At 40.3% G+C, this 24,492-nt stretch carries 27 protein-coding genes; 13 read left to right on the top strand and 14 right to left on the bottom strand.

Going from position 1 to position 24,492, the window contains the following annotated elements; genetic code table 11:
* Positions 1–8: 8 nt before the first annotated feature.
* From rpiB to pdxA, 9 genes are all read right to left on the bottom strand, one after another.
* Complete coding sequence (rpiB, locus tag P2W72_RS03315; protein ID WP_276359465.1) at positions 9–443, bottom strand: ribose 5-phosphate isomerase B; 435 nt, start codon at positions 441–443, stop codon at positions 9–11.
* Positions 444–469: 26 nt separating this feature from the next.
* Positions 470–1,348 (bottom strand): twin-arginine translocase subunit TatC, encoded by an 879-nt coding sequence (tatC, locus tag P2W72_RS03310; protein ID WP_276359464.1) that lies wholly within the window; start codon positions 1,346–1,348, stop codon positions 470–472.
* A gap of 129 nt (positions 1,349–1,477) precedes the next feature.
* A complete protein-coding gene (gene accC / locus P2W72_RS03305) occupies positions 1,478–2,818 on the bottom strand; it encodes an acetyl-CoA carboxylase biotin carboxylase subunit (RefSeq protein ID WP_276359463.1) in 1,341 nt (446 codons plus the stop codon).
* Positions 2,819–2,920: 102 nt separating this feature from the next.
* Positions 2,921–3,406, bottom strand: coding sequence for an acetyl-CoA carboxylase biotin carboxyl carrier protein (accB, locus tag P2W72_RS03300; protein WP_276359462.1), 486 nt, complete (start codon positions 3,404–3,406; stop codon positions 2,921–2,923).
* Positions 3,407–3,476: 70 nt separating this feature from the next.
* Positions 3,477–4,463, bottom strand: a complete 987-nt coding sequence (locus P2W72_RS03295; RefSeq protein WP_276359461.1) for a beta-ketoacyl-ACP synthase III — start codon at positions 4,461–4,463, stop codon at positions 3,477–3,479.
* Positions 4,464–4,481: 18 nt separating this feature from the next.
* A complete protein-coding gene (gene plsX / locus P2W72_RS03290) occupies positions 4,482–5,417 on the bottom strand; it encodes a phosphate acyltransferase PlsX (RefSeq protein ID WP_276359460.1) in 936 nt (311 codons plus the stop codon).
* A 14-nt stretch (positions 5,418–5,431) separates the two neighbouring features.
* The gene (gene rpmF, locus P2W72_RS03285) at positions 5,432–5,623 is read right to left on the bottom strand and encodes a 50S ribosomal protein L32 (protein ID WP_276359459.1); all 192 of its coding nucleotides are present in this window, start codon (positions 5,621–5,623) and stop codon (positions 5,432–5,434) included.
* A gap of 17 nt (positions 5,624–5,640) precedes the next feature.
* On the bottom strand, positions 5,641–6,183 hold the full coding sequence (locus P2W72_RS03280; RefSeq protein WP_276359458.1) for a DUF177 domain-containing protein: 543 nt from the start codon (positions 6,181–6,183) through the stop codon (positions 5,641–5,643).
* 100 nt (positions 6,184–6,283) lie between these two features.
* Positions 6,284–7,339, bottom strand: coding sequence for a 4-hydroxythreonine-4-phosphate dehydrogenase PdxA (pdxA, locus tag P2W72_RS03275; protein WP_276359456.1), 1,056 nt, complete (start codon positions 7,337–7,339; stop codon positions 6,284–6,286).
* Between the two features lie 253 nt (positions 7,340–7,592).
* Between pdxA and rsmA the strand changes: the two genes are divergently transcribed.
* From rsmA to P2W72_RS03255, 4 genes are all read left to right on the top strand, one after another.
* Complete coding sequence (rsmA, locus tag P2W72_RS03270) at positions 7,593–8,390, top strand: 16S rRNA (adenine(1518)-N(6)/adenine(1519)-N(6))-dimethyltransferase RsmA (protein ID WP_276359455.1); 798 nt, start codon at positions 7,593–7,595, stop codon at positions 8,388–8,390.
* Positions 8,383–9,324, top strand: a complete 942-nt coding sequence (locus tag P2W72_RS03265; protein WP_276359454.1) for an NAD(P)-dependent oxidoreductase — start codon at positions 8,383–8,385, stop codon at positions 9,322–9,324. The genes rsmA and P2W72_RS03265 overlap by 8 nt, the downstream gene beginning before the upstream one ends.
* Before the next feature lie 164 nt (positions 9,325–9,488).
* Entirely contained in the window at positions 9,489–9,962 is a 474-nt protein-coding gene (gene greA, locus P2W72_RS03260) for a transcription elongation factor GreA (protein WP_276359453.1), read from the top strand.
* 31 nt (positions 9,963–9,993) lie between these two features.
* Positions 9,994–10,386, top strand: a complete 393-nt coding sequence (locus P2W72_RS03255; protein WP_276359452.1) for an HIT family protein — start codon at positions 9,994–9,996, stop codon at positions 10,384–10,386.
* A gap of 4 nt (positions 10,387–10,390) precedes the next feature.
* Here the strand turns inward: P2W72_RS03255 and ruvC are convergent, their stop codons facing one another.
* Positions 10,391–10,960, bottom strand: a complete 570-nt coding sequence (gene ruvC / locus P2W72_RS03250; RefSeq protein ID WP_276359451.1) for a crossover junction endodeoxyribonuclease RuvC — start codon at positions 10,958–10,960, stop codon at positions 10,391–10,393.
* A 107-nt stretch (positions 10,961–11,067) separates the two neighbouring features.
* On the opposite strand from ruvC, the gene P2W72_RS03245 reads away from it, so the two are divergent.
* The 6 genes from P2W72_RS03245 to P2W72_RS03220 all read left to right on the top strand — a co-directional run bounded on the left by P2W72_RS03245 (position 11,068) and on the right by P2W72_RS03220 (position 17,134).
* Entirely contained in the window at positions 11,068–12,042 is a 975-nt protein-coding gene (locus P2W72_RS03245) for a lysylphosphatidylglycerol synthase domain-containing protein (RefSeq protein WP_276359450.1), read from the top strand.
* Positions 12,023–13,159 (top strand): glycosyltransferase, encoded by a 1,137-nt coding sequence (locus P2W72_RS03240; protein ID WP_346429764.1) that lies wholly within the window; start codon positions 12,023–12,025, stop codon positions 13,157–13,159. Before P2W72_RS03245 ends, P2W72_RS03240 begins: the two co-directional genes overlap by 20 nt.
* A gap of 208 nt (positions 13,160–13,367) precedes the next feature.
* On the top strand, positions 13,368–14,612 hold the full coding sequence (locus P2W72_RS03235) for a PP2C family protein-serine/threonine phosphatase (RefSeq protein ID WP_276359449.1): 1,245 nt from the start codon (positions 13,368–13,370) through the stop codon (positions 14,610–14,612).
* Positions 14,613–14,640: 28 nt separating this feature from the next.
* Positions 14,641–15,240, top strand: a complete 600-nt coding sequence (locus P2W72_RS03230; RefSeq protein ID WP_276359448.1) for a ribonuclease HII — start codon at positions 14,641–14,643, stop codon at positions 15,238–15,240.
* Between the two features lie 83 nt (positions 15,241–15,323).
* Positions 15,324–16,400 (top strand): glycine cleavage system aminomethyltransferase GcvT, encoded by a 1,077-nt coding sequence (gene gcvT, locus P2W72_RS03225; RefSeq protein WP_276359446.1) that lies wholly within the window; start codon positions 15,324–15,326, stop codon positions 16,398–16,400.
* A gap of 23 nt (positions 16,401–16,423) precedes the next feature.
* Positions 16,424–17,134 carry a 2-phosphosulfolactate phosphatase gene (locus P2W72_RS03220; protein ID WP_276359445.1) on the top strand — a complete coding sequence of 237 codons (711 nt, stop codon included), beginning with the start codon at positions 16,424–16,426 and terminating at the stop codon, positions 17,132–17,134.
* Positions 17,135–17,171: 37 nt separating this feature from the next.
* On the opposite strand, the gene P2W72_RS03215 is transcribed toward P2W72_RS03220, so the two are convergent.
* The 3 genes from P2W72_RS03215 to rsgA are packed head-to-tail and all read right to left on the bottom strand — an operon-like array spanning position 17,172 to position 18,878.
* On the bottom strand, positions 17,172–17,498 hold the full coding sequence (locus P2W72_RS03215) for a nucleotide pyrophosphohydrolase (protein ID WP_276359444.1): 327 nt from the start codon (positions 17,496–17,498) through the stop codon (positions 17,172–17,174).
* Positions 17,499–17,502: 4 nt separating this feature from the next.
* On the bottom strand, positions 17,503–17,955 hold the full coding sequence (gene dtd, locus P2W72_RS03210) for a D-aminoacyl-tRNA deacylase (protein WP_276359443.1): 453 nt from the start codon (positions 17,953–17,955) through the stop codon (positions 17,503–17,505).
* A 2-nt stretch (positions 17,956–17,957) separates the two neighbouring features.
* On the bottom strand, positions 17,958–18,878 hold the full coding sequence (gene rsgA / locus P2W72_RS03205) for a ribosome small subunit-dependent GTPase A (RefSeq protein WP_276359442.1): 921 nt from the start codon (positions 18,876–18,878) through the stop codon (positions 17,958–17,960).
* Between the two features lie 401 nt (positions 18,879–19,279).
* On the opposite strand from rsgA, the gene thrA reads away from it, so the two are divergent.
* The 3 genes from thrA to thrC are packed head-to-tail and all read left to right on the top strand — an operon-like array spanning position 19,280 to position 23,997.
* Entirely contained in the window at positions 19,280–21,736 is a 2,457-nt protein-coding gene (gene thrA / locus P2W72_RS03200) for a bifunctional aspartate kinase/homoserine dehydrogenase I (protein ID WP_276359441.1), read from the top strand.
* A gap of 18 nt (positions 21,737–21,754) precedes the next feature.
* Positions 21,755–22,690, top strand: coding sequence for a homoserine kinase (locus tag P2W72_RS03195; RefSeq protein ID WP_276359440.1), 936 nt, complete (start codon positions 21,755–21,757; stop codon positions 22,688–22,690).
* Positions 22,690–23,997, top strand: coding sequence for a threonine synthase (thrC, locus tag P2W72_RS03190; protein WP_276359439.1), 1,308 nt, complete (start codon positions 22,690–22,692; stop codon positions 23,995–23,997). The genes P2W72_RS03195 and thrC overlap by 1 nt, the downstream gene beginning before the upstream one ends.
* Before the next feature lie 63 nt (positions 23,998–24,060).
* On the opposite strand, the gene P2W72_RS03185 is transcribed toward thrC, so the two are convergent.
* Positions 24,061–24,492: methylenetetrahydrofolate reductase (locus P2W72_RS03185; protein ID WP_276359438.1), on the bottom strand; the 432-nt coding region annotated here is incomplete at its 5' end.

Genomic DNA, 24,492 nt, shown 5'->3' with positions numbered 1-24,492 from the left:
TTTTGAATTTAGCAGGAGATTTTATTGACCCTGTTTGCATGTCGTCCGCCTTCAAACTCAGAGTTGATGAATTTAAGGCAGATATCTTTTGCTTCCTGTTGTGAAATAAATCGTGCCGGAATGCATAGAATATTTGCATTGTTGTGAGCCCGGGCAAGTTCAGCCAGTTCTTCATTCCAGCAAATTGCTGCTCTGATTCCCTGGTGCTTGTTTGCAGTAATTGCTACACCGTTAGCGCTACCGCAGATCAGAATACCGATAGAGTACTCTCCCTTTTCAACTGCTTCTGCAACCGGGTGTGCAAAATCCGGATAATCTACTGAGTCGGCACTGTATGTTCCGAAATCTTTAATGTTATTTTCTTTAAGAAAATCGATTAGCATGCTTTTATATTCAAAACCTGCATGATCAGCTCCAATTGCTATGCTGATGTTCTTACTCATAATAGTTGTTTTATTTTTTATGACGATCAGTCGTTTTTATAAAAATCAAGTTCAGCTTTTGCCTTTTTTGCTGCTACACTCGCTGAAACATAGATACTTATCTCATAAAGCAAGAACAAGGGGAAGCTTACCGTAAGCATGGTTATAAGATCGGGAGTAGGAGTAACTACAGCAGCGATAATAAGGATGATAACGGTTGCATATCTTCTGGATGATCTCATAAACTCCGGTGTCATCACTCCCAATTTGGAAAGTATGAAAATGACTATTGGTAGCTCAAAAGTAATTGCTGCTCCAATAGTTAGGGTTGCAAGAACTGAAAAATACGAATCAATGGTAATCTGGTTATTAATGATTGAACTTACCTCCCAGTTAGATAAGAAGTTAATTGATAAAGGAGATATTATGTAATAACCAAAAAGTAATCCGATAATGAAAAGAAGAGATGCCCAGAAAACAAAACCTGTAGCCGATTTACGCTCATTTTCATGCAGAGCCGGTTTTACAAAGCGCCAGAGTTCAAAGAGCAGATATGGAATACCTAAAACGATACCAATCATCAGAGAGGAGTTTAGCTGTAAAGTAAACTGCCCACCCAGTTCAGTATTGATAATATTGAAGCTTAATTTTTGAACACAAAATTCGGCACCAAGATTAAATTTCTCAGTTAATGCACACATCATTCTGTAAGTCCAGAAATCAGTTCGGCCGGGACCCATGATGATTTTATCAAAAATAAAATCATAGAAGCTGTATGCCAGAACAGTGAAAGTAACAATGGCAATTGAAGCTCTGATCAGGTGCCCGCGAAGGACATCCAGATGATCAAAAAAAGACATTTCGGCTTCAATAGTTTTACCCTTTTCCTTGATAGCCTTAACCAGATCAGTACGTTCTTTACTCATAATTTGAAAACAAAAATACCATTCTATTTGATTTTAGAATGGTATTCTGCAGATATTTAAAAACATCAATTCATTTGTGACATTCAGCTTGAAAATCAATTGTTTTTCTCTTTGCGAATGTGCAAAGGCTTATTCGCTGAGATCAAAGCTTTCCATAAACTTTGTGGTAAAATTACCTGCTCTGAAATTAGGATCTTTCATCAGCCTTAAGTGAAATGGTATGGTTGTTTTTACACCTTCAATCACAAATTCACTTAAAGAGCGTTCCATCGTGCAAATTGCTTCTTCGCGGGTTTGTGCCACGCAAATCAGCTTGGCGATCATTGAATCATAATTTGGCGGAATTTGATAACCTGCATACACGTGTGTGTCTACACGTACACCATGTCCACCCGGCGAGTGGAAATTGGTAATTAGTCCCGGAGACGGTCTGAAGTTATTGAATGGATCTTCCGCATTGATACGGCATTCGATCGCATGCATCTCAGGAATATAATTTTTACCTGAGATAGGAATACCTGCAGCAACTTTGATTTGTTCTTTGATCAGGTCAAAGTTGATTACTTCTTCGGTAACCGGATGCTCAACCTGAATACGGGTGTTCATTTCCATAAAGTAAAAATTCCGGTGTTTATCAACCAGGAATTCTACAGTACCGGCACCTTCATAATTTACAGCCATTGCACCTTTGATGGCAGCTTCGCCCATTTTCTCTCTTAACTCAGGAGTCATGAAAGGTGATGGTGATTCTTCCACCAATTTCTGGTGGCGGCGCTGAATAGAACAATCACGTTCTGAAAGGTGGCATACCTTTCCATATTGATCTCCGATTACCTGAATTTCGATATGTCGCGGATCTTCTACGTATTTTTCGAGATAAAGTCCGTCATTGCCAAATGCTGCGGCAGACTCCTGGCGTGCTGAGTCCCATGCAGGTTCGAATTCTTCATCATTCCATACAATACGCATACCACGGCCACCACCGCCGGCTGTTGCCTTAAGAATGACCGGATAGCCTATCTCATTCGAGATCTTCAAACCTTCTTTTACATCGGTAAGTAATCCTTCAGAACCCGGAATAGTAGGTACACCCGCAAGCTTCATGGTTTCCTTGGCTGATGCCTTATCGCCCATTCCATTAATCTGCTCTGCGGTAGCACCGATAAATTTGATTCCGTACTCATGGCATATAGCTGAAAATTTTGCATTCTCAGATAGGAAACCATAACCCGGATGTATTGCATCTGCATTGGTTAATTCAGCTGCAGAAATGATATTAGGTATATTCAGATAGGAATCGCGGCTTGCCGGCGGACCGATACAAACGGCTTCATCAGCAAAACGTACGTGTAAACTATCCCTGTCGGCAGTTGAATAAACTGCTACAGTTTTTACACCCATTTCCTTACAGGTACGGATGATGCGGAGAGCTATTTCACCACGATTTGCAATCAGTATTTTCTTAAACATATTTTTCGATTTGGAAATTTGATGATTTGATTATTTGAGAAATTAGATAAATCTGCTGATCCGGTTACGGATCTTCAAATCTTCAAATTGTTAACCATCAAATTAAACAGGTTCAACCAGGAATAATGGCTGGTCGTATTCTACCGGACTTGCATTGTCTACCAGAACTTTCACTATTCTTCCAGAGATCTCAGATTCGATCTCATTAAACAACTTCATAGCTTCAATGATGCACACAACCTGGCCTGCTTTTACTTCATCACCAACATTAACAAATAAAGGCTTATCCGGTGAAGATGAGCGGTAGAAAGTACCGATCATTGGTGATTTTATAGTCAGGTAATTGGAAGTATCATCTTTTGCCGGGGCAGCAGCTACTGCTTGTTCTGCCGGAGCTGAAACGCTTACCGTGGTTGCTGCTGCAGTTGCCTGAATTTGTGGAACAGCCTGAGCAGGAGCACTGGTTACATAGGTAGGGGCCTGATTGGTTTTTATGGTAATTTTAAACTCTTTCTGTTCAATTGAAACTTCATTTACTCCAGATTTGGAGACAAATTTTATAAGTTCCTGAATTTGTTTAATATCCATTTTGTTTAGTTTAGGGTCTAAGATTATAGTTTAAATTTATAATAAAATTATTGAGAAATGATGCTGTTTTTTAATAAGCCCATTTCAGATAAAGAGAACCCCAGGTAAACCCGCCACCAAAAGCAGCAAGTACCAGGTTATCACCCTTTTTTAATTTACTTTCCCATTCCCACAGACAAAGGGGAATAGTTCCGTTGGTAGTATTGCCGTATTTTTCGATGTTAATCATTACTTTTTCAGGGTCAATTCCGCAACGGCTGCTGGTTGCATCAATGATCCTTTTGTTTGCCTGATGAGGCACAAGCCAGTTGACATCTTCAGAACTCAGATTGTTCTTCTCCATGATCTCGGCCGCAACATCTGCCATATTGGTTACAGCAAATTTGAACACTGCCTGACCTTCCTGATGAAGGAAATGCTCGTCGTTGTCTACCGTTTCGTGGCTTGCCGGTCTGAGTGATCCACCTGCTTTCTGGCAAAGGTAAGGACCACCTGAACCATCACTTTTCAGGATAGAATCAATTACGCCAAAACCATCGGTATTTGGCTCAAGTAAAACTGCTCCGCAGCCGTCGCCAAAAATGATACAGCTTTTACGGTCTTTATAATTGATGATTGACGACATTTTATCGCCGCCAACTACAAGTACTTTTTTATGTTTTCCGGTTTCAATAAACTGAGAGCCGGTGGCTAAGCCATAAAGGAATCCTGAACAGGCAGCATTCAAATCATATCCCCATGCATTTACCGCTCCGATTTTATGTGCAAGAATATTAGCCGATGCAGGGAAAACCATATCCGGTGTTGTGGTGCAGAAAATGATCAGATCGATTTCTGTTGCACTGATGCCGCGCTTTTCCAGTAATCCGTTTACGGCATGAGTAGCCATATCAGAAGTTCCAAGATTACCTTTAAGGATACGGCGTTCCTTAATTCCGGTACGGGTGGTTATCCATTCATCATTCGTTTCCACGATCCCTTCCAGTTCCTTATTAGTTAAAATATAATCAGGAACGTAGCCGTTAACAGCCGTTATTGCAGCGTGAATTTTAGACATTATAAACTGGAACTAATATTATTTAAAAGCTTCTTTGACTTTATCAATAAATCCGGATTCTATCATGGTTCTTGATAAAAGTACCATGTTTTTTATTGCTTCCGGACTGGATATTCCGTGTCCGATCAAAACCGGAGCATTTATTCCCAGAATTGGGCTGCCTCCGTATTGTTCATAATTGAAACGGTCAAAGAATTCATCTTTGAATCCTTTTTTGAGGGTCAGGATATAGAAAGTCTCGGCAAGTTTCAGCATTACATTGCCTGTAAAGCCGTCGCACACAATTACATCGGCCCTGTCGTTAAAAAGATCACGACCCTCTATATTTCCTACGAAATTTAAATTGGTTTTCTGTAAAAGAGGGAAGGTAGCCTGAGTTAGTACATTCCCTTTCTCTTCCTCCTCTCCGATATTCATCAGGGCCACTTTAGGATTTGAAAGGTTGTAAACATGCTCGGCATATAAACTGCCTAAAATTCCAAACTGGGCCAGAACTTCAGGCTTGCAATCGGCATTGGCGCCAACATCAAGCATGATTCCGAATCCCGATTTTAATTTAGGGACATTAGTAGCTACCGCAGGTCGTATTACACCCGGCACAGGTTTGACGCTGAAAATTGCGCCTACCAGCATAGCTCCGGTATTTCCTGCCGAAGCAAAAGAGTCTATTTTGCCGTCTTTAAGGTACTGATAGCCCAGACTGATGCTGGAATTTGGTTTCTGAAGTACAGATTTTGTTCCGTGTTCGCCCATACCGATAACTTCGGTGGTATGAACGAATTCGAAAACATCCGGATTGACACCTTGTTCAGCAAGAATGGGTAAGACCTGATCTTTATCACCAAAAAGTACTATTTTCTGGTCTGCTGACAAGGCTTTTTGAGCTGCAATTGCACCCAAAACTGTCGCCCTGGGAGCAAAATCTCCACCCATAATGTCTAAGCCGATCTTCATATCAGAAAGGTAACTTAGGCAATAGAAGAATTCTCAATTACCAGCTTTCCGTTGTAATACAAGTTTCCGTCAACTGTATAAGCACGGTGAGGTAAGTGTACAGCACCAGTAGTCTGGCAGGTAGTTAAACCCGGAGCCACTGCCTTGTAGTGAGTTCTTCTTTTATCTCTTCTTGATTTGGATATTTTCCGTTTTGGATGTGCCATTTGTTCCTATGTATTAATTATTGTTTTTTTATTTTTTTTAAAGCTTCCCATCTCGGGTCAGCAATTTCTTCTTCTTTTACTTCTTTCGGCCCCGGTGCAAGCTGCTTTAATTTTTCAATCATCTCAATGTCGCACCATTGGGTGTTTCCTTCATCTTCACAACGGCTGATATAAGGAGCTGCCAGATTGATATATTCATAGATCAGTGTAGCTACATTGATCTCCGATTCATTTCGTTTCAATACAACGATCTCTTCGGTATCATCTTCCAGATCTTCCTCATCTGTGAATTTTGCAATCTGTCTTTCCTTTATGTCCACATGAAGCGGATAGTCAGCAAGACAAACATCACAGGCCAGCTTTATTTCACCTGAAATATGAAAATGCAGGATCATCATCGTTTCCTGCTTATCCAAATCAAGTTTTACCTCCAGCTTACCGCTTTTAACCAATGAGTATTCAAACTCGCTGAAAAAAGCATCATTAACCCCGAATTCAAACTCGTGAATTCCAGTCTTTAATCCGGTAAACGGAATGCTATATTGTTGTAACGATTTCAAAGCACGCCAATTGAGCCTGCAAATTTAGGAAAATTTATTTAGTTGCTAACAGTTTTTTGAAAATCAGATAAGATTGTCCCTGATGGGCAATATTTTCTGATTAATCTCTGTCTTTTGAGAATTTACTAAGTTTTAACGGGTTTGAGCTAAGTTCAGCACTTTCTCTGCGACGTTCTACGATATTAATAGCAGTAAAAAGAGCTTCCCTGAATGAATTTGCAGAAGCCTGATTCTTTCCGGCAATGTCATAACCCGTTCCATGATCAGGAGAGGTTCTGACAACCGGCAGACCTGCCGTGAAATTTACACCGTTATGGAATGCGATCTGCTTGAACGGAATTAGGCCCTGATCATGATACATAGCCAGTACTGCATCAAATTTCAGATAAGTATGTGCTGCAAAGAACCCATCGGCGGCATAAGGCCCGAAAGCAAAAATCCCATTGGCATTTGCTTCTTCAATTGCAGGAACAATAGTTTCAAGCTCCTCATTGCCGATCAGACCTGCATCTCCGGCATGCGGGTTTAATCCGAGAACTGCAATTTTAGGTTTTTGTATCCAGAAATCCTTTTTTAAACTCTGGCTCATCAAAGCAAGCTTCGACAGAATGGCCTCTTTAGTAATTTTTGAAGGAACCTCACTCACAGGGACATGGCCCGTTACTACCCCAACGCGGATATCCTCACTGACAAGGAACATTAACGAATCCGGGGAATTGGTTTTAGCCTGAATGTACTCTGTATGACCGGCAAAATTGAAAGTATCACTCTGGATATTGTGTTTATTAATAGGAGCGGTTACCAAAGCATCGGTTTTTCCGGCTATCAGATCATCAAGTGCTCTTTCCAGAGAAATGAATGCATACTTACCTCCGGTTTCAGTTGCCATACCCAGTTCGATCCGTACATCTTCTTCCCAGCAATTGATCATATTAGGGCGTTTATCATGTGCCTGTTCGGGGCTGTTAATAACATTAAAACTGAAATCACTGACGTCCAGTGATTTGCGGTGGAACGAAGCTACTTTGGTATGTCCGTATACTATTGGTGTACAATAATCCATAATCCGGCTATCCATCAAAGTTTTAATGATAACTTCTAAACCGATGCCGTTTACATCACCTATAGAGATCCCGATTTTAATTTTATCGCTCATTCCTGCTTTCCCTTTTTTATCAAATAATTAACGCAAAATAAAGACTTTAATCCCAAACTGCAATCAGGTTATAAGTTTTAAGTTTCGGAAGATCATCATTCATTGAGAAAAGCCTTCCACAGGAGTGCGATCTTCATTGACAAACAGACAAATCAGCACATTGACAAATAAATTCCATTTGCAGATTTGCTCATTCCTCAATTTGCTCATTCAATATCTCATTTTTCCGTAATTTGCGCCAAATGCAGCTGGTATGAGTTTAGTAAAGGCAAAGAAACATCTCGGACAACACTTTTTAACCGATAAGAATATTGCTGAGAAGATCGTCAATAGTCTTCAGGCAAAAGATCAGTATAAACAGGTGCTTGAGGTTGGACCGGGTATGGGTATTCTTTCAGATTTTTTACTGAGCAAAAAGGAATGGGAAACATTTCTTATTGATATTGATAAAGAGTCATATGATTTTTTGAAGAAGAAATATCCTCAGCTGGGAGAAAAACTCATCAACGGCGATTTTCTTGAACTTGATTTTAAATCCGTTTTTCCGGGAAAGCTTGCTGTTATCGGAAATTTCCCATACAATATTTCTTCACAGATTCTTTTTAAGGTATTGGATAACCGCGATCAGGTAACAGAAGTGGTGGGTATGTTCCAAAAGGAGGTTGCAGAGCGTTGTGCTGAAAAGCCGGGAAGTAAGGAGTACGGAATTTTAAGCGTATTCCTGCAGGCTTATTACAGGGTAGAATATCTCTTTTCAGTTAAACCCGGAGTCTTTAATCCTCCACCGAAAGTTACATCGGCGGTCATCAGGCTTATCAGAAATGAGGTTGATAAGTTGGATTGCGATGAAAAATTGTTCTGGCAGGTTGTAAAAGCCGGATTTAATCAAAGGAGGAAAACATTGAGGAATGCATTATCATCACTTATTCCCAGAGAAGCTGCTTGTCAGGATCCAGTGCTTGATTTAAGAGCAGAGCGTTTAAGTGTTAATGATTTTGTTAAACTGACCAATCTGGTCTCATCATTAAGAAAGTTGCAACAGAATGACTAAAAAGATACTTATAGCAGATCATTTGCATCCTTCTTTTAAGCAGGAAGTGGAAAAGCTGGGTTTGCAGTGCGATGATGTGCCTGAAATCAGCAGGGAGGAAACCCTGAAAATTCTTCCTGAGTATCTGGGAATTGCAATCAGAACTAAATTTCAGATCGACAGGGAAGTTATAGATGCAGGAAGTAATCTTAAGGTAATTGCCCGTGCAGGTGCCGGAATGGACAATGTGGATGAAGAATATGCAAAGTCGAAAGGAATATATTGTATCAATGCTCCTGAAGGTAACCGGGATGCGGTAGCAGAACATATGATCGGAATGCTGCTTTCCCTGCTTAATAATTTGCGCAATGCAGATATGGAAGTCCGAAATGGTATCTGGAACAGGGAGGGAAATCGGGGATGGGAGTTAAAGGGCAGGACAGTGGCAGTGATTGGTTATGGCAATAACGGACAAATGATGGCGCAAAAACTTTCGGGCTTCGGGGTTAAAGTTATTGCATACGATAAATATAAGACAGGTTTTAGTGATTCGTTTGCCACCGAAGTTAGCATGGAGGAGGTTGTGAAACAGGCTGATATCATCAGTTTTCATATCCCTCTGACTAATGAGACCAGGCAGCTGGTAAATGAGGAGTACCTGTTTCATTTCAGAAAACCTGTCATTTTGCTCAATGCATCGCGAGGCGAAGTAGTGAATACCAATGCTGTTCTTGCAGCTTTGCGTTCAGGGAAAATTACTGCTGCCGGACTGGATGTTCTGGAAATTGAAAAATTTCCGGCACTTTATCAACAGTCCTGGTTTAACGAGCTCAGGGAAAGTCAGAAAGTATTGTTGAGCCCGCATATTGCCGGCTGGACACATGAATCCTACAGAAAAATATCAGAAGTGCTGGCAGAGAAACTTGCCGCGCTGATGCCCGCGCTGATGGATTGATTTTTTATCAGATCTGAGTTCTAAAATCCGGATTTGCAAAGAGAAATTTGGATTTCTAAAATCAAAAATATTATCTTCGTGTTGATACGAGCAAGACTATATTGGCTTAGGCCGACATAGTCTTGTTTGTTTTTTAGAGTTAACCAAAATAAACTGTGTGAGATATGACGGAAGTAACTTATTATACCAAAGAAGGATTAGAGAAATTAAAAGAGGAGCTGCATCATTTAAAAACTGAAGGTCGTGCCCAGATATCAAAGGCAATTGCAGAAGCCAGGGATAAAGGTGATCTTTCTGAAAATGCTGAATATGATGCGGCCAAAGAAGCGCAGGGTCATCATGAATCTAAAATAGCGAAGCTTACCAATGTGCTGGCCAATGCACGATTGATTGATGAATCAAAACTGGATACTTCAAAAGTGCTTGCTTTATCTATCGTAAAGATTAAAAATGTAAATAATGGTGCTACGATGACTTATCAACTGGTTTCTGAATCAGAGGCTGATCTTAAGTCGGGTAAAATATCGGTAAAGTCGCCGATTGCACAGGGTTTATTGGGCAAGACCGTTGGAGATAGAGCTGAAATAGCTGTTCCTGCTGGGAAAATTGAATTTGAGATTATTGAGATCAGCAGATAATTAGTATTCACAAAGATTAAACAAGAACAATATGGAATCAATCTTTTCAAAAATTGTATCAGGTGATATTCCTGCTCATAAAGTAGCAGAGACTCTTGAATATCTGGCTTTTCTGGATATTAATCCTCTTACTGAGGGGCACCTTTTGGTTATCCCCAAGAAGGAGGTTGATTATATTTTTGATCTTGACAGTGAAACCTATGTAGGTTTGATGATGTTCGCCCAGATTGTGGCTACAGGACTTAAGAAGGCTATTCCCTGCGAGCGTATCGGGCTTAGCGTTATCGGTCTGGAAGTCCCTCATGCCCATATTCACCTCATTCCGGTCAACACAATGGATGACATGAATTTCAGCAGACCCAAGCTGAAGTTAAGTGATGAGAGACTGACAGAGATTGCAGAAAAAATTCGCGAACATCTTTAAATCCTTATTTTTTTATCCTTTTCTGATTGTCTTTGGCAAAAGCGTCCCAGCCTGAATAAGATTTTTTGGATCCATCAGTGCTTATTTTCTGGAATGAATGGCATACTGCAACTGCAAGCCCGTCGGTTGCATCCAGAAATTCCGGAGTTTCTGTGAACTTCAGCAGGGTTTTTAACATGGCAGCGACCTGTTCCTTGGATGCGTTTCCATTTCCGGTGATCGATTGCTTGATTTTTCTTGGCGAGTATTCGAAAATGGGTAAACTACGCGATAGTGCAGCGGCCATGGCAACACCCTGTGCCCGGCCCAGCTTTAGCATCACCTGAATATTCTTTCCGTAAAATGGAGCCTCAATAGCCAGACAATCAGGTTTATACTGGTCTATCAGTACTACGGTTCTTTCAAAGATATGCTTAAGTTTAAGTGGATGGTCGTCAAGATGGTCGAGCTTTACAATGCCCATGCATTCCAGATCTAAATTGTTCTTTACTTCCCTGACAATGCCATAACCCATAACACTGGTTCCGGGATCGATACCCAGAATGATACGCTCATTTGATTTCTCTTTTAACATCTTCAGCAATATTAAGGATTTAGCGCCTTTTTTCAGTTTATGCCTGATTGCATTTTCAAAATTTAAATACTGAGCAGCTTTTGCTTAACATTGCATAAAATTATCAATTGAATCCCCGGGTCAGAAAATTTCTAAGTATTTGTATCAAGATCGCTATTATAGGTCTTGCTTTCAGTTATATTTTCAGAAAACTCAGTGACAATCAAAGTATTGCCGACTTTAGAATGCTTTTAACTGAGTTATCGGCCGGAAAAGTATGGCTTGTTTTATCGGCAGTGATTTTGCTGATGTTTTTGAACTGGTTTCTGGAGTCTTTGAAATGGAAATACCTTGTTCAGAAAATTGAAAATATTGCTATCTGGAAGGCTGTAGAATCGGTTTTTTGCGGGCTTACCTGGGCTGTTTTTACGCCTAACAGAATTGGAGAATTTGGAGGAAGGGTACTTTTCCTTTCGCCAAGGAAGAGGATTATGGGAGTAGTTGCGATGAGTGTCGGATCTTTCGGACAAATGGCAGTAACCAATGTGATTGGTAGCCTGGCTTTGTTCTGGTTTGTATTCAATTTCATGAACCTGAATCCATTTTTACTTTTTGGTATTGGATTTCTGATAGTTATTTTCTGCGGATTTTTTCTGTTATTCTATTTTAATATCCACTGGATTGATGGCCTGCTTTCAGGGATTAATTTCATGCAGCGCTACAAACGTTTCTTCATCATATTTGCCAGATATAATAAATCAGAGCTATTCAGGATAATGATCTATTGTATTTCACGTTATCTTGTATATACCACTCAATATTATCTGATTATACATTTGCTTGTACCTGATATCAGAGCCTTTGATATGATCATGATTCTCTTTGTTTTCTATTTTATTCAATCGGCTCTTCCTTCCATTGATTTGCTTGATATAGGTGTTAGAGCAGGTACTGCCAGTTATTTCTTTGCCTTTGTTACTGATCAGGAGCTGGCTATAATGGCTTCAATTGCATCTATATGGCTGATAAATTTAATTATTCCCGCTATTTTAGGCTCGGTATTTGTATTAAAACTAAAATTCTTTGATAGTTCTGCTAATTAGTATTCTGACCCTGATCATGAGCCTGATTTATTCGGCTATGATGCTATTCCTCCGATCGGGATGGGAAAAACTTGGCTTGTTCGTTTTGGTAAACAAACAGTTCAAGACAAGTGTAAGTGTGCTGATTGCAGCGCGTAATGAGGAAAATAATATTGATAAGACTATTTCAGATATTCTTTCTCAGGATTATCCGGCAGATCTTTTTCAACTGATTATTGTAGATGATCATTCTACAGACCGCACTGCAGATATAGTGCAATCGTATGCCTCAAGAGGAGTGAAGCTTATCAGGCTTAATGAAGGCGAGATGCTTAATTCCTATAAGAAGAAAGCAATTTCTGAGGCTATAAAATTTTCGGATGCTGAGCTTATTGTTACAAGCGATGCGGATTGCAGAATGGGATCTCAGTGGCTTTCTACTATTGTTGGTCTTTATGAATCGGGTGATTATAAGTTAATATCCTCCCCCGTAGCCTATTTTCAGGAAAAAAACACTTTTGAGAAAGTGCAAAGCCTTGAATTTTTGTTTCTTATAGGAGGTATGGGCGCAGCAGGAATTGGTAACAAAATGCCAACTACCTGTAATGGTGCCAATCTTGCGTACAGAAGGGATGTATTTTTAGAATTAAAGGGATTTCAGGGCATAGATGACCTCGCTTCAGGCGATGATGAATTGTTTTTGCATAAAGTAGCGTTAGCATATCCTGAAAAAATTGGATTTTGTAAATCCAGAAATGCGATTGTTTATACACATGCCAAATCAAATCTTGGAAGTTTTATTGAGCAGAGAAGACGCTGGGCCTCAAAAAGTACCCGGTATAAAAACAAAAGTGTTTTACTGCTGGGGGTCTTCGTATGGTTGTATAATTTATTGTTTATTTTCAATGCCATTGCCGGCTTCTCAAATCCGGTATTTTGGCAATTATGCCTTTTAAGTTTGATGTTGAAAATGTTTGTTGAGCTTATTATCCTTATTCCTTTATGTAGTTTTTCAGGGAAAAAGGAATTGCTCCGGTATCTGCCGCTACTAAGTGTAGTTCATATTTTTTATCTGATATTTATAGGCATCGCAGGCAACTCCGGAAAGTATTATTGGAAAGGCAGACTGGTAAGATGAAAAATCAATTTTTAAAGTCAGATTCCTGATACTTGGTGTTGATTAAGTCAGATTTTTATATTTGCGATAAAATTTTCATTTGGGGCTAAAATATCATTGTTCAACAATATTTTCTTAACTAAAAGCTAACAAGGAATGTGCCCTTTATCCTTGTAAACTCGCATAATTTAGTTATTTTTAAAATCAAAGAATTACCAAAATATTAGCATTGTCAGATAAAGCAATTTCAGTAAAAAAGGATGAAAATGAGTTGATTCAACTTCTTCTCAAACGTCAGGCGGAATTAAACTCATTGCTTGAGATTACTCAGGCAATAAATAAGGACAGCTCATCTTTTTTACTTTTTGAAATGCTTGAAGTGATTCTTAACGTTCATCTGAAAATTGGTAAAATCAGACTTTTGATTCGTGAAGGAGAGCATTTTTATTGTGCTACACGTTTTGGAGGTGATTTTGAGAATGCAAAAATTCTTCAGCAGACCTGCCAGGCGCTGACCAATTATAAGGACATTACTACTCTTAAATCAAGTACAGATCCTTTATTGAACAAATACGAATATTTTGTTCCGGTTTTTCATAAGGATGAGTTCTTAGCTTTTGTGCTCATCGGAGATCTCAAGACCGGACAGAATTTATTGAGTAACGATCTCAATTTTGTTCAGACACTGATTAATGTTATAGTTGTAGCGCTTGAGAATAAAAAGTTATTTCGCGAAAGAGTTGAACGGGAGCGTTTACAGCGGGACATGGAACTGGCTGTTGAAGTTCAGGGGATGCTGATTCCCGGAAGTTTGCCTAAAAGCGGTTCTCTGGAGGTTGGAGCTACTTATCTTCCGAATCAGAATATTGGTGGCGACTATTTTGACTTTATTGAAACCAGGCCTTATGAATATCTCTGGTGTATTGCCGATGCATCCGGAAAAGGGGTTTCTGCAGCCTTACTGATGGCCAATCTTCAGGCAAGTCTTAGAGCCTGGGCTTCTGTTGAGGATGATCTGGTGAAGATCATCGAACGATTGAATGAGATTGTGGTTTCCAATACAAACGGAGAACGTTTCATTACCCTGTTTCTGGGTCTTTACAATGAACAGACCAGAGAATTAAAATACGTAAATGCCGGGCATAATCCGCCAATAATGCTTAAGGATGGAGTTGTTAAGTTTTTAAAAGATGGTACAACCATAATCGGAGCATTTGATACATTGCCTAAAATTATTGTAGGCAAAGAAATTCTTACACCGGGGAGTATTGTATTTAATTATACCGATGGTTTGGTTGAAAGTGCAGATGAAGATGTTTATATTTCAGACGAAGATCTGGTAGGTTTTTTGCTGAATAACAAAGATCTGTCGGTGGATAATCTGAATGAGAATATATTGAGAGACCTTCAAACATCCAATTCTGCCAAAATGAATTCGGATGATATCACCATTCTGACCCTTCGTGTGCGGTAATTAATTGTACTGTTTTCAATTTTAACAGATGCTTTCATCCTTTTATCAGTCTGAACTTATTGAAGCCGGTTGCGATGAGGCCGGGAGAGGCTGTTTGGCAGGCCCTGTTTTTGCCGCTGCAGTCATATTGCCTCAGGATTTTTCGCATCCTGTACTGAACGATTCAAAAAAGCTTAAAGAAAAGGAGCGTTTCGAACTTCGTGATCTGATTGAAAAGCAGGCACTGTCTTTTGCAGTTGGTGTGATTGATCATCAGGAGATTGACAGGATAAATATTTTAAATGCATCTTTCAGGGCAATGCATCTTGCACTCGATCAGCTCAATATTCGCCCCGGATTGATTCTGGTTGACGGTAACCGCTTTAAGCCTTATAGCAACCTTCCGCATCAGTGCATCATTAAGGGAGACGGGAAGTTCTATTCTATTGCTGCTGCTTCAATTCTTGCCAAGACGTACCGTGATGAATATATGTTGAAAATCGCGAGTGAATACCCTCAGTATGAATGGGAAATCAATAAGGGATATCCAACAATAAAACACCGCAATGCAGTTATTGCACATGGATTGTCGCCATACCACAGAAAAAGCTTCAGAATCAGTGATCCGCAGCTGAGTTTATCATTGTAACGGACGTTTTTACTATGGCAAATTTAAAGCAATCATTTAATCGTTTTTAATTACTTTTGCCGCAACCAATAAGGTTCCTGATTATGAAGAATGTTGCTTTAAATGATACACATATCGCACTTGGTGCAAAGATGGTGCCCTTTGCCGGTTTTAATATGCCGGTACAATACAGTGGAATAAATATTGAACATGAAACCGTTCGAAAGGGCGTAGGGGTGTTTGATGTAAGCCACATGGGCGAGTTTATTCTGAAAGGCGATGGAACGCTTGATCTTATTCAGCGTGTGTGTTCAAATGATGCATCCAGACTTTTTGATGGTAAAATTCAATACTCCTGTCTTCCTAATGAGGATGGCGGTATCGTTGATGACCTTTTGGTTTATCGTATCGATGAAAAAACCTATCTGCTGGTTGTAAATGCTTCCAATATTGAAAAAGACTGGAACTGGATTTCTAAATACAATACAGGTGGAGTAGAGATGAAAAATATTTCTGATCAGACATCATTGCTTGCAGTGCAGGGACCCAAAGCAGCTCAGGCTTTGCAGAGTCTGACAGATGTTGATCTTGGATCGATGGAATACTATACCTTTAAAAAGGGAGTATTTGCAGGAGTTGAGAATGTGCTGATCTCTGCAACAGGGTATACCGGAGCCGGTGGTTTTGAATTATATTTCGATAAGGAACATTCTCAGCATATCTGGGATGCTATATTTAAAGCAGGAGAACCCTATGGAATTAAACCGATAGGTCTGGCTGCCCGTGATACCCTCAGACTGGAAATGGGTTTCTGTCTTTACGGGAATGATATAGATGATACAACATCCCCGATTGAAGCAGGTCTGGGCTGGATCACCAAGTTTACCAAAGACTTTGTTAATTCAGCAAATCTTGCCGCACAGAAGCAGAATGGGGTTAAACGTAAGTTGATAGGTTTTGAGATGATAGAACGCGGCATTCCCCGCCATGATTATGAAATTGTTGATGCTGAGGGTAATCTGATTGGTAAAGTAACTTCCGGAACCCAATCTCCAACATTACAGAAGGCAATTGGAATGGCTTACGTGAAAACAGAATTTTCAAAAGAAGGGTCTGAAATTTATATTAAGATCCGCGACAATAAAATATTGGCAAGAGTAGTGAAAATGCCTTTTAAATAATTTTTAGCTGCCAGTATTTTAGAATGGAAACACGCAATCTGGAAGTATGTCTGACACCGGCACTGCTTCACTTACATGATATAAAAGATAGTATAGTTGTTGTTATAGATATTTTCAGAGCTACCTCCTCTATCTGTTATGGTATTGATAATGGTGCTGAAGCTATCATTCCGGTAGCAACAATTGAAGCCTGCAGGTCATACAGTCATTCTGATTTTCTGCTGGCTGCTGAACGTAACGGCGAAGTGGTTGAAGGTTTTGATTTCGGGAATTCACCATTTTCGTACACAGCTGAAAAAGTTGCAGGTAAAACAATTGTACTTACTACAACCAATGGTACACATGCAATAAATATGTCGCGTGGTGCAAGTAAGATTGTAATTGGTTCTTTTTTGAATTTAGCAGCTTTATGCGACTGGATTAAAACACAACCCAATAATGTGTTGCTTTTATGCTCAGGCTGGAAAGATAAAGTTAATCTGGAAGATACATTGTTTGCAGGCGGAGTAGTGCATCACCTGAAGAACGAAGCTTATACTCTTGATGATGCAGGAATTGCCTCTGAAGATCTTTATGTGATGGCCAAGAATGATTTGAGATCCTACCTGAAGAAAACTTCACATAGCGAACGTTTGAAGAAACTCGGTATTGAAGAGGATATCAAATTTTGTCTGAACCTCAACGTCACTAAAAGTATTCCTGTTCTGGATGGAGAACGATTGATAAAAATGTGATTCAATCATCTTTTTGGCGGAAGAGGGGCATAAATAGTTATTTCAGTTTTTCGTTATTCTTATGCCTGTCGGCATCGCGGATATTTTTCTTTTCCAGATTTTTTTCCAGAGCCTCAGTAAGATTGATACCGGTTTGATTAGCCAGGCAAATCAGAACAAAAAGTACATCTGCCATTTCATCCGCAAGATCATGGCCTTCATCTGATTTTTTGAAAGATTGCTCGCCATACTTTCTTGCCATGATGCGGGCAACTTCACCAACTTCTTCCATCAGTATTGCGGTATTGGTCAGCTCATTGAAATAACGTACCCCGGTTGTTCTGATCCATTGGTCTACAGTTTGCTGTGCTTCATCTATTGTCATCTTGCTATTCTTTTGCTTTGGTGTCTATACAAATGGTAACAGGGCCGTCATTAATCAGACTGATTTGCATATCTGCACCGAAAATGCCTGTCTGGATTTTCTTTCCGCTAAGGTTCTCCAGCTCCAGAATCATTTTTTCATACATCGGAATGGCAAATTCAGGTCTTGCCGAACGGGTAAAGCCAGGGCGGTTTCCCTTTTTCGTAGATGCAAACAAGGTGAATTGACTAATAAGCAAAATATTGCCATTGATATCGGCAAGCGCTTTATTCATCAGGCCGCTCTCATCTGAAAATATTCTCATATTATTGATTTTCTGTGCCAGCCAGATCAGATCATCATCTGTATCGTTGTCTTCAATTCCCAGCAAAACCAGAAACCCTTGTTTTATTTCTCCGCTTATCCTCCCCTCAACACTGCAGGAAGCACGGCTTACCCTTTGAATTACTGCTCTCATTTTTATGATCTCGTATCATTGTCGTGATAAATACTCAGGTAGCTGTCATATCTGGAAGGCTCGAATTCACCCTCCTCAAGCGCTGCAAGCACTGCACAGCCGGGCTCATTGATATGCCTGCAATTGTGAAAACGGCAATCTCCCATCAATTTTCTTATTTCAGGAAATAATCGTCCAAGTTCTTGTTTTTCAATATCGAAGACCCCCAGTTCACGTATTCCCGGGGTATCTATCAGGTATCCGCCGAAAGGCAATTCAAACATTTCAGCAAATGTTGTGGTATGTTTTCCCTTATCGCTCCAGTCAGAAATCTCTCCGGTTTTGAGTTCTGTTCCCGGAAGTAAAGCATTGATCAGCGTTGATTTTCCAACACCCGAATGCCCGCTTACCAGGGTTACCTTGTCCTTAAGCAGCTCTCTGATCTGATCAATATTGGTTTCTTTGAGAGCAGAAACGCTATAACACGGATAGCCGGCATTTTCATAAATCCGCTGATACTCTTTGAGTATCTCAATCCCTTCATCACTGAAAAGATCAAGCTTATTAAATATTAGTTTTGCCGGGATGTCGTATGCTTCTGCCGTGACAAGAAATCGGTCTATGAATCCAAGAGATGTGCGGGGTGAGGCAAGGGTAACAATCAGAAACGCCTGATCCAGATTTGCGGCAATGATCTGTGCCTGCTTGGACAGGTTTACTGATTTACGGATAATATAATTTTTTCTGGGTTTCAGGGCCTTAATTAATCCGGTTTCCTGATCGGGTTCGGGTTCTATTTCTACATGATCGCCTACAGCAACGGGATTTGTTGTTTTGATATCCAGAGTCCGGAATTTACCCTTAATACGGCAATTAATGGTTTTACCCTCATCGGTTAAAACCTCGTACCAGCTTCCTGTTGATTTAATGACCAGTCCCTGCATATAATCTGTAAAGATAAAGGCTTGATTATGTAATCAGTAATCAAGTGTCCTATTTGTTATCGTTTTATTAAGAAATCATCTTTTTTTAAAATAATTTATCAATTATTTGATAATCCGGAAATTAAAACCGTAATTTACGGCACATAAAAAAGAAATGATTACTAATCTTTATACCACAACAACAACTACAACCACCACGCTGATGCTTGGGGAAGGTAATTGTATGGTGTAAATTAACATAAAAACATCAAAAAGCGCCTTCCTCCGATAATGGGGAAGGCGTTTTTTTTTATCAAAAAAAGGAAACAGCTAAAAATGAATTGATTGTGTGTGTATCAGTTTGAATAACAGATAAAATGCAATTGCAGATTCATCATCAAAAAAGAATAAATAGTATAGGAATGAAAGTTTTAAAATTCGGGGGGACCTCAGTAGGATCGGTAGAATCGATCAGTAAGTTATTGCAGATCATTGAAAAGGAACAGGCTAATTCGGGAAACCCTGTGGTTGTTCTTTCAGCAATGAGCGGTGTCACGAACCTGCTTTCTTCCATGGCCGATAAAGCCGCACAAGGGGGGAACTTTAGTAATGAGCTGAAGGAACTCGAAGACCGCCATTTTCATGTGATCAAGGAATTGCTTGCGGTATCGAAGCAGAATCCGGTATTTACCAAACTCAGAATCCTGTTTAATGAGCTTGAAGATTTGCTTCAGGGAGTAATGATTCTTCGCGAGCTTACCCCAAGAACAAGGGATCTGGTGTTGAGCTATGGTGAGCGCTGCTCTACTTTTATGGTCAGTAAGATTGCCGGGCAGAATCTGGATAATGATGTATATATCAATGCCGCTGATGTGATTAAGACTGACAGCTCTTTCGGGCAGGCCCGTGTGAATATGGAGCTGACTGAAATTCTGATCCGGGATGTATATGAAGCAAATAAGTCGAAGGTTATGTTTGTAACCGGATTTATTGCCAGTAATGATGAAGGCCGTATTACTACGTTGGGAAGAGGTGGAAGCGATTATACCGCTGCCATCTTCGGATCGGCATTGAATGCAGAAGAAATTGAGATATGGACCGATGTGAATGGGATGATGACGGCAGATCCGAGAATGGTAAAGAAAGCATTTTCATTGCCTGAGCTATCTTACACTGAAGCGATGGAATTATCTTTCTTCGGTGCGAAGGTAATATATCCGCCGACCATGATTCCTGCATTCATGAAGAAAATTCCGATCGTGATCAGGAATACTTTCGAACCTGAATTTCCTGGATCGGTGATTCGTCATAACTGTGAGAACTCAAATCTTGCCATAAAGGGAATCTCATCAATTAATGATATCAGTATCATCAATATTGAAGGAAGTGGGATGGTTGGGAAGGCAGGTTTCAGCGGACGTTTATTCTCATTACTTGCACGTGAGCAAATCAATGTTATCCTGATTACTCAATCATCTTCAGAGCATAGCATCACATTTGCCATTCATCCTTCAGATGCAGAAAGAGCACAAAAATTAATTGAGCAGGAGTTTGAACTTGAACTTCTTGCCAAAAAGATTGAGCCACCGGTGTTTGAGCAGGGGCTTTCGGTTTTGGCAATCGTTGGAGAAAATATGAAAAAGACTCCGGGGATTTCCGGGAAGCTGTTCCATGCTTTGGGCCGTAACGGGATCAATGTCAGAGCAATTGCGCAGGGATCGTCCGAATATAATATTTCAGTAGTGATTTCTAAAGAAGACCTGAATAAAGGACTGAATGCTGTTCATGATGCTTTCTTCGTTGAGCTGAATAAGACCCTGCATGTATTTTGTCTGGGTACCGGAAATATCGGCACTACTCTTTTCAAGCAGTTACAGGATCACAGGGAATTTCTGCAGAAACATAATGGAATACAGATTCGTGTGGTTGGTGTGGGCAATACCCGTAAAATGCTGTTTAATGAGAATGGCATTGACCTTGAAAGCTGGCAGCATGACCTTCAGGAGAAGGGCGAACCGGCAGATCTTGCAGACTTTGTCCAGAAAATGAAGGAAATGAACCTGCCGAATTGTGTTTTCACCGATAATACCGCAAGTTTAAAGCCAATCGAATACTATCATGAGATATTCAGTTCGAATATTTCAATTGTAACCTGCAATAAGATTGGTAATTCATCATCCTATGCACAGTATAAGTTATTCAGAGATACTGCCAGATTGCATGGGGTAGATTATTTCTATGAAACCAATGTGGGTGCCGGACTGCCTATCGTAAGAACTCTGAAAGATTTAATGGTTAGCGGCGACCGTATTTTAAGTATTGAATCAATACTTTCAGGAACTATTTCCTATATCTTCAATAACTTTAAAGGGAATGTTACTTTCCATGATATTGTGAAGGAAGCGCAGGAGAAAGGTTATACCGAACCTGATCCGAGAGATGATCTTCGGGGTACCGACTTTATGAGGAAGATGTTGATTCTGGCTCGCGATGCCGGGTATGAGCTTGAAGCAAATGATGTTAATATTGAGAGTATGCTTCCAAAATCATGTATTGAAGCTGAGTCTGTTGAGGATTTCTATGAGGCTCTAAAAGCTGAGAATAATTTCTTTGAGAATTTGAAAAGCAAGGCAGAGTCAGAACGTAAAGTATTGAGATATATCGGTAAGCTTGAAAACGGTAAAGTAAAGATCAGTCTTCAGATGGTAGATGATGCTCATCCGTTTTATGCTCTTTCAGGCAGTGATAATATCATTTCATTCATTACCGACAGATACAGAGAAAGACCAATGGTGGTAAAAGGACCGGGTGCAGGTGCTGAAGTTACCGCAGCAGGTGTTTTTGCAGATATCGTGAATGTGGGTGCTCAGCAATTCTGAGTTCAGTAAAAAATAAATATGAAGAGATCAGTAAATGTTTTTGCTCCGGCAACAGTAGCCAATGTGGTATGCGGATATGATGTTCTGGGGTTTGCAGTTAATGCTCCGGGCGATGAGGTAATCATGCGGATCAAGGATGAACCGGGAGTAAAGATTACCAAAATTAGCGGCGATGAGGGGCGTTTGCCTTATGATCCTGCGAAGAATACAGTGAGCCTGAGCGTTCAGCACTATCTGAACCATATCGGCAGGAATGATGTTGGCGTTGAAATTGAATTGTATAAGAAGATGCCGATTGGCAGTGGTTTGGGTTCAAGCTCTGCCAGTACAGTAGCCGGTTTATTTGCAATTAATACCCTGATGGATAGTCCGCTCACAAGGATGGATCTTGTTCCCTTTGCCATGAAAGGCGAGGAGATGGCTTGCGGATATGGTCATGCAGATAATGTGGCTCCGGCATTACTGGGAGGTTTTGTACTTGTCAGAAGTTATGATCCCCTTGATATTATTCAGCTGCCTTATCCTGAAGAACTCTATTGCTCAATTGTATTTCCGCAGATCGATGTTCCTACCCGTGATGCCCGTCAGATCATCAGAACAAAAGTTCCATTGAAAGATGCAGTTGTACAGTGGGGAAATGTTGCCGGTTTGGTTAGCGGACTCTATACTAAAGATATCGATCTGATTGCCAGAAGTATGAAAGATGTGATCGTAGAGCCTGTGAGGTCAATTCTGATACCGGATTTTTACAGATTGAGAGAAATTGCGCTGGAAAATGGTGCCCTGACTTTCGGAATTTCCGGATCAGGACCTTCTGTATTTACTTTCACCAGAAATGCTGAAGACGCGAGCAGAATCAATAAAAAACTACAGGAACATTTCCTTTGGCTGGATACTGAAAGTATTGCTTATCAGTCGCCAATCAATGCTAATGGCCCGATAATATTAGATTAATGAAATTATACAGTACTAACAATAAAGAGTTAAGAGTTCCTTTTAAGGAAGCAGTGTTTAATAGTTTACCTGCTGACAAGGGCCTGTATATGCCGGAACACATACCCGTACTCGATCCGGAGTTTATCAGTAACCTTGGAAAATACACCCTGCCAGAGATTGCATTTCAGGTAGCCAGAACGATACTTAATGGAGCAATTCCTGATAATGATCTTCAGGCCATAGTAAATGATGCGATCAATTTTGAAGCGCCCCTTGTTGAGATATCTGATCGCGTCAATGTGCTGGAATTGTTTCATGGTCCTTCGCTGGCTTTCAAGGATTTTGGCGCCAGATTCATGAGCAGGGTAATGAGTTATTTTCTGGAAGCGGGAGAGAAGCAGCTGGATGTTCTGGTAGCCACATCAGGAGATACCGGAGGTGCAGTTGCACTTGGATTTCTGGGTGTTCCCAATGTCAGGGTTACAATACTTTACCCAAAGGGGAAGGTTAGTCCGATACAGGAATTACAACTCACCACCAATGGACAGAACATTCGTGCCATTGAAATTGATGGTACCTTTGATGATTGCCAGGCTCTGGTAAAAAGGGCATTTAATGATCCTGAGCTGAAGGAAAAGTTTCGTCTCACTTCTGCCAACTCAATTAATATTTCAAGGTTAATTCCACAGACTTTTTATTACTTCAACGCCTATGCACAGTTGCTGCGCAGAGGTTTTAAGGAGGTTGTTTTCTCTGTGCCAAGTGGTAATTTTGGAAATATTGGTGCCGGTTTGCTTGCCTGGAAAATGGGTCTGCCCGTTAAGCAGTTTCTTGCTGCTACCAATGTGAATGATACGGTTCCTGCATTTTTAAGAACAGGAGTTTATCAGGCAAAGCCGAGTGTACAGACCTGGTCTAATGCAATGGATGTGGGTGATCCAAGTAACTGGGTGCGTATCATGGATATGTTTGGAGGTGACCGGGATGAACTTCAAAAAGTTCTGACTGCTTACAGCTATAATGATGAGGAGACACTTGAGGCAATTAAGCAGGTACATACAGAGAATGGCTACATTATGTGTCCGCATACAGCAATTGCCTGGCTTGCATTGAAGCAATGGAAGAATGATCATCAGGCTGATGAGGCAGCAGGTGTGTTTTTATCCACGGCTCATCCTTGTAAGTTCCCGGATATTTTTCCGGAAGAAATAGGTGCTGAAATTGTTATTCCTGCACAGGTAAAAGAGCTGGAAGGCAGGGATAGGCTTGCAGTGAGTCTGGGGAAGGATTTTGAATCATTTAAATCCTTTTTGCTTGCAGGATAAGCCAGAAAATTTAAGGCATACAAAAAGCCAGCTCATCGGGCTGGCTTTTTGTATATCAAATGATCAGAAAATTGCTTCTGCAATTCGTTTTGTAGGTCCGGGATTGCTCATGGTGTAAAAGTGTAATACCGGAGCACCAATCTTCATCAGTTCTTTACACTGAGCAATCATATGCTCAATGCCTACTTCTCTGACTTCCTTCTCTGATTTACACTTCAGCACAGCTTCACTAAGATCTTCAGGGAGGTCAATATGGAAGATTTTCGGTAAGCTGATCAGTTGTTTGGACGATGTAATCGGTTTTAATCCGGGGATAATCGGAACATTGATACCGTTTTCGCGGCACATCTTTACAAATTCAACGTATTTAGAATTGTCGAAAAACATTTGAGTAACGATAAACTGAGCCCCCAGCTCAACTTTCTTTTTCAGGAAGCTGAAATCTGTTTTCATGTTCGGCGCTTCGAAATGTTTCTCAGGATAACCGGCAACACC

Source organism: Daejeonella sp. H1SJ63, from assembly GCF_029360775.1.
GTDB lineage: Bacteria > Bacteroidota > Bacteroidia > Sphingobacteriales > Sphingobacteriaceae > Daejeonella.
The sequence above is the reverse complement of the archived record's forward strand: the minus strand, read 5'-3'. Positions and strand labels throughout refer to the sequence as shown.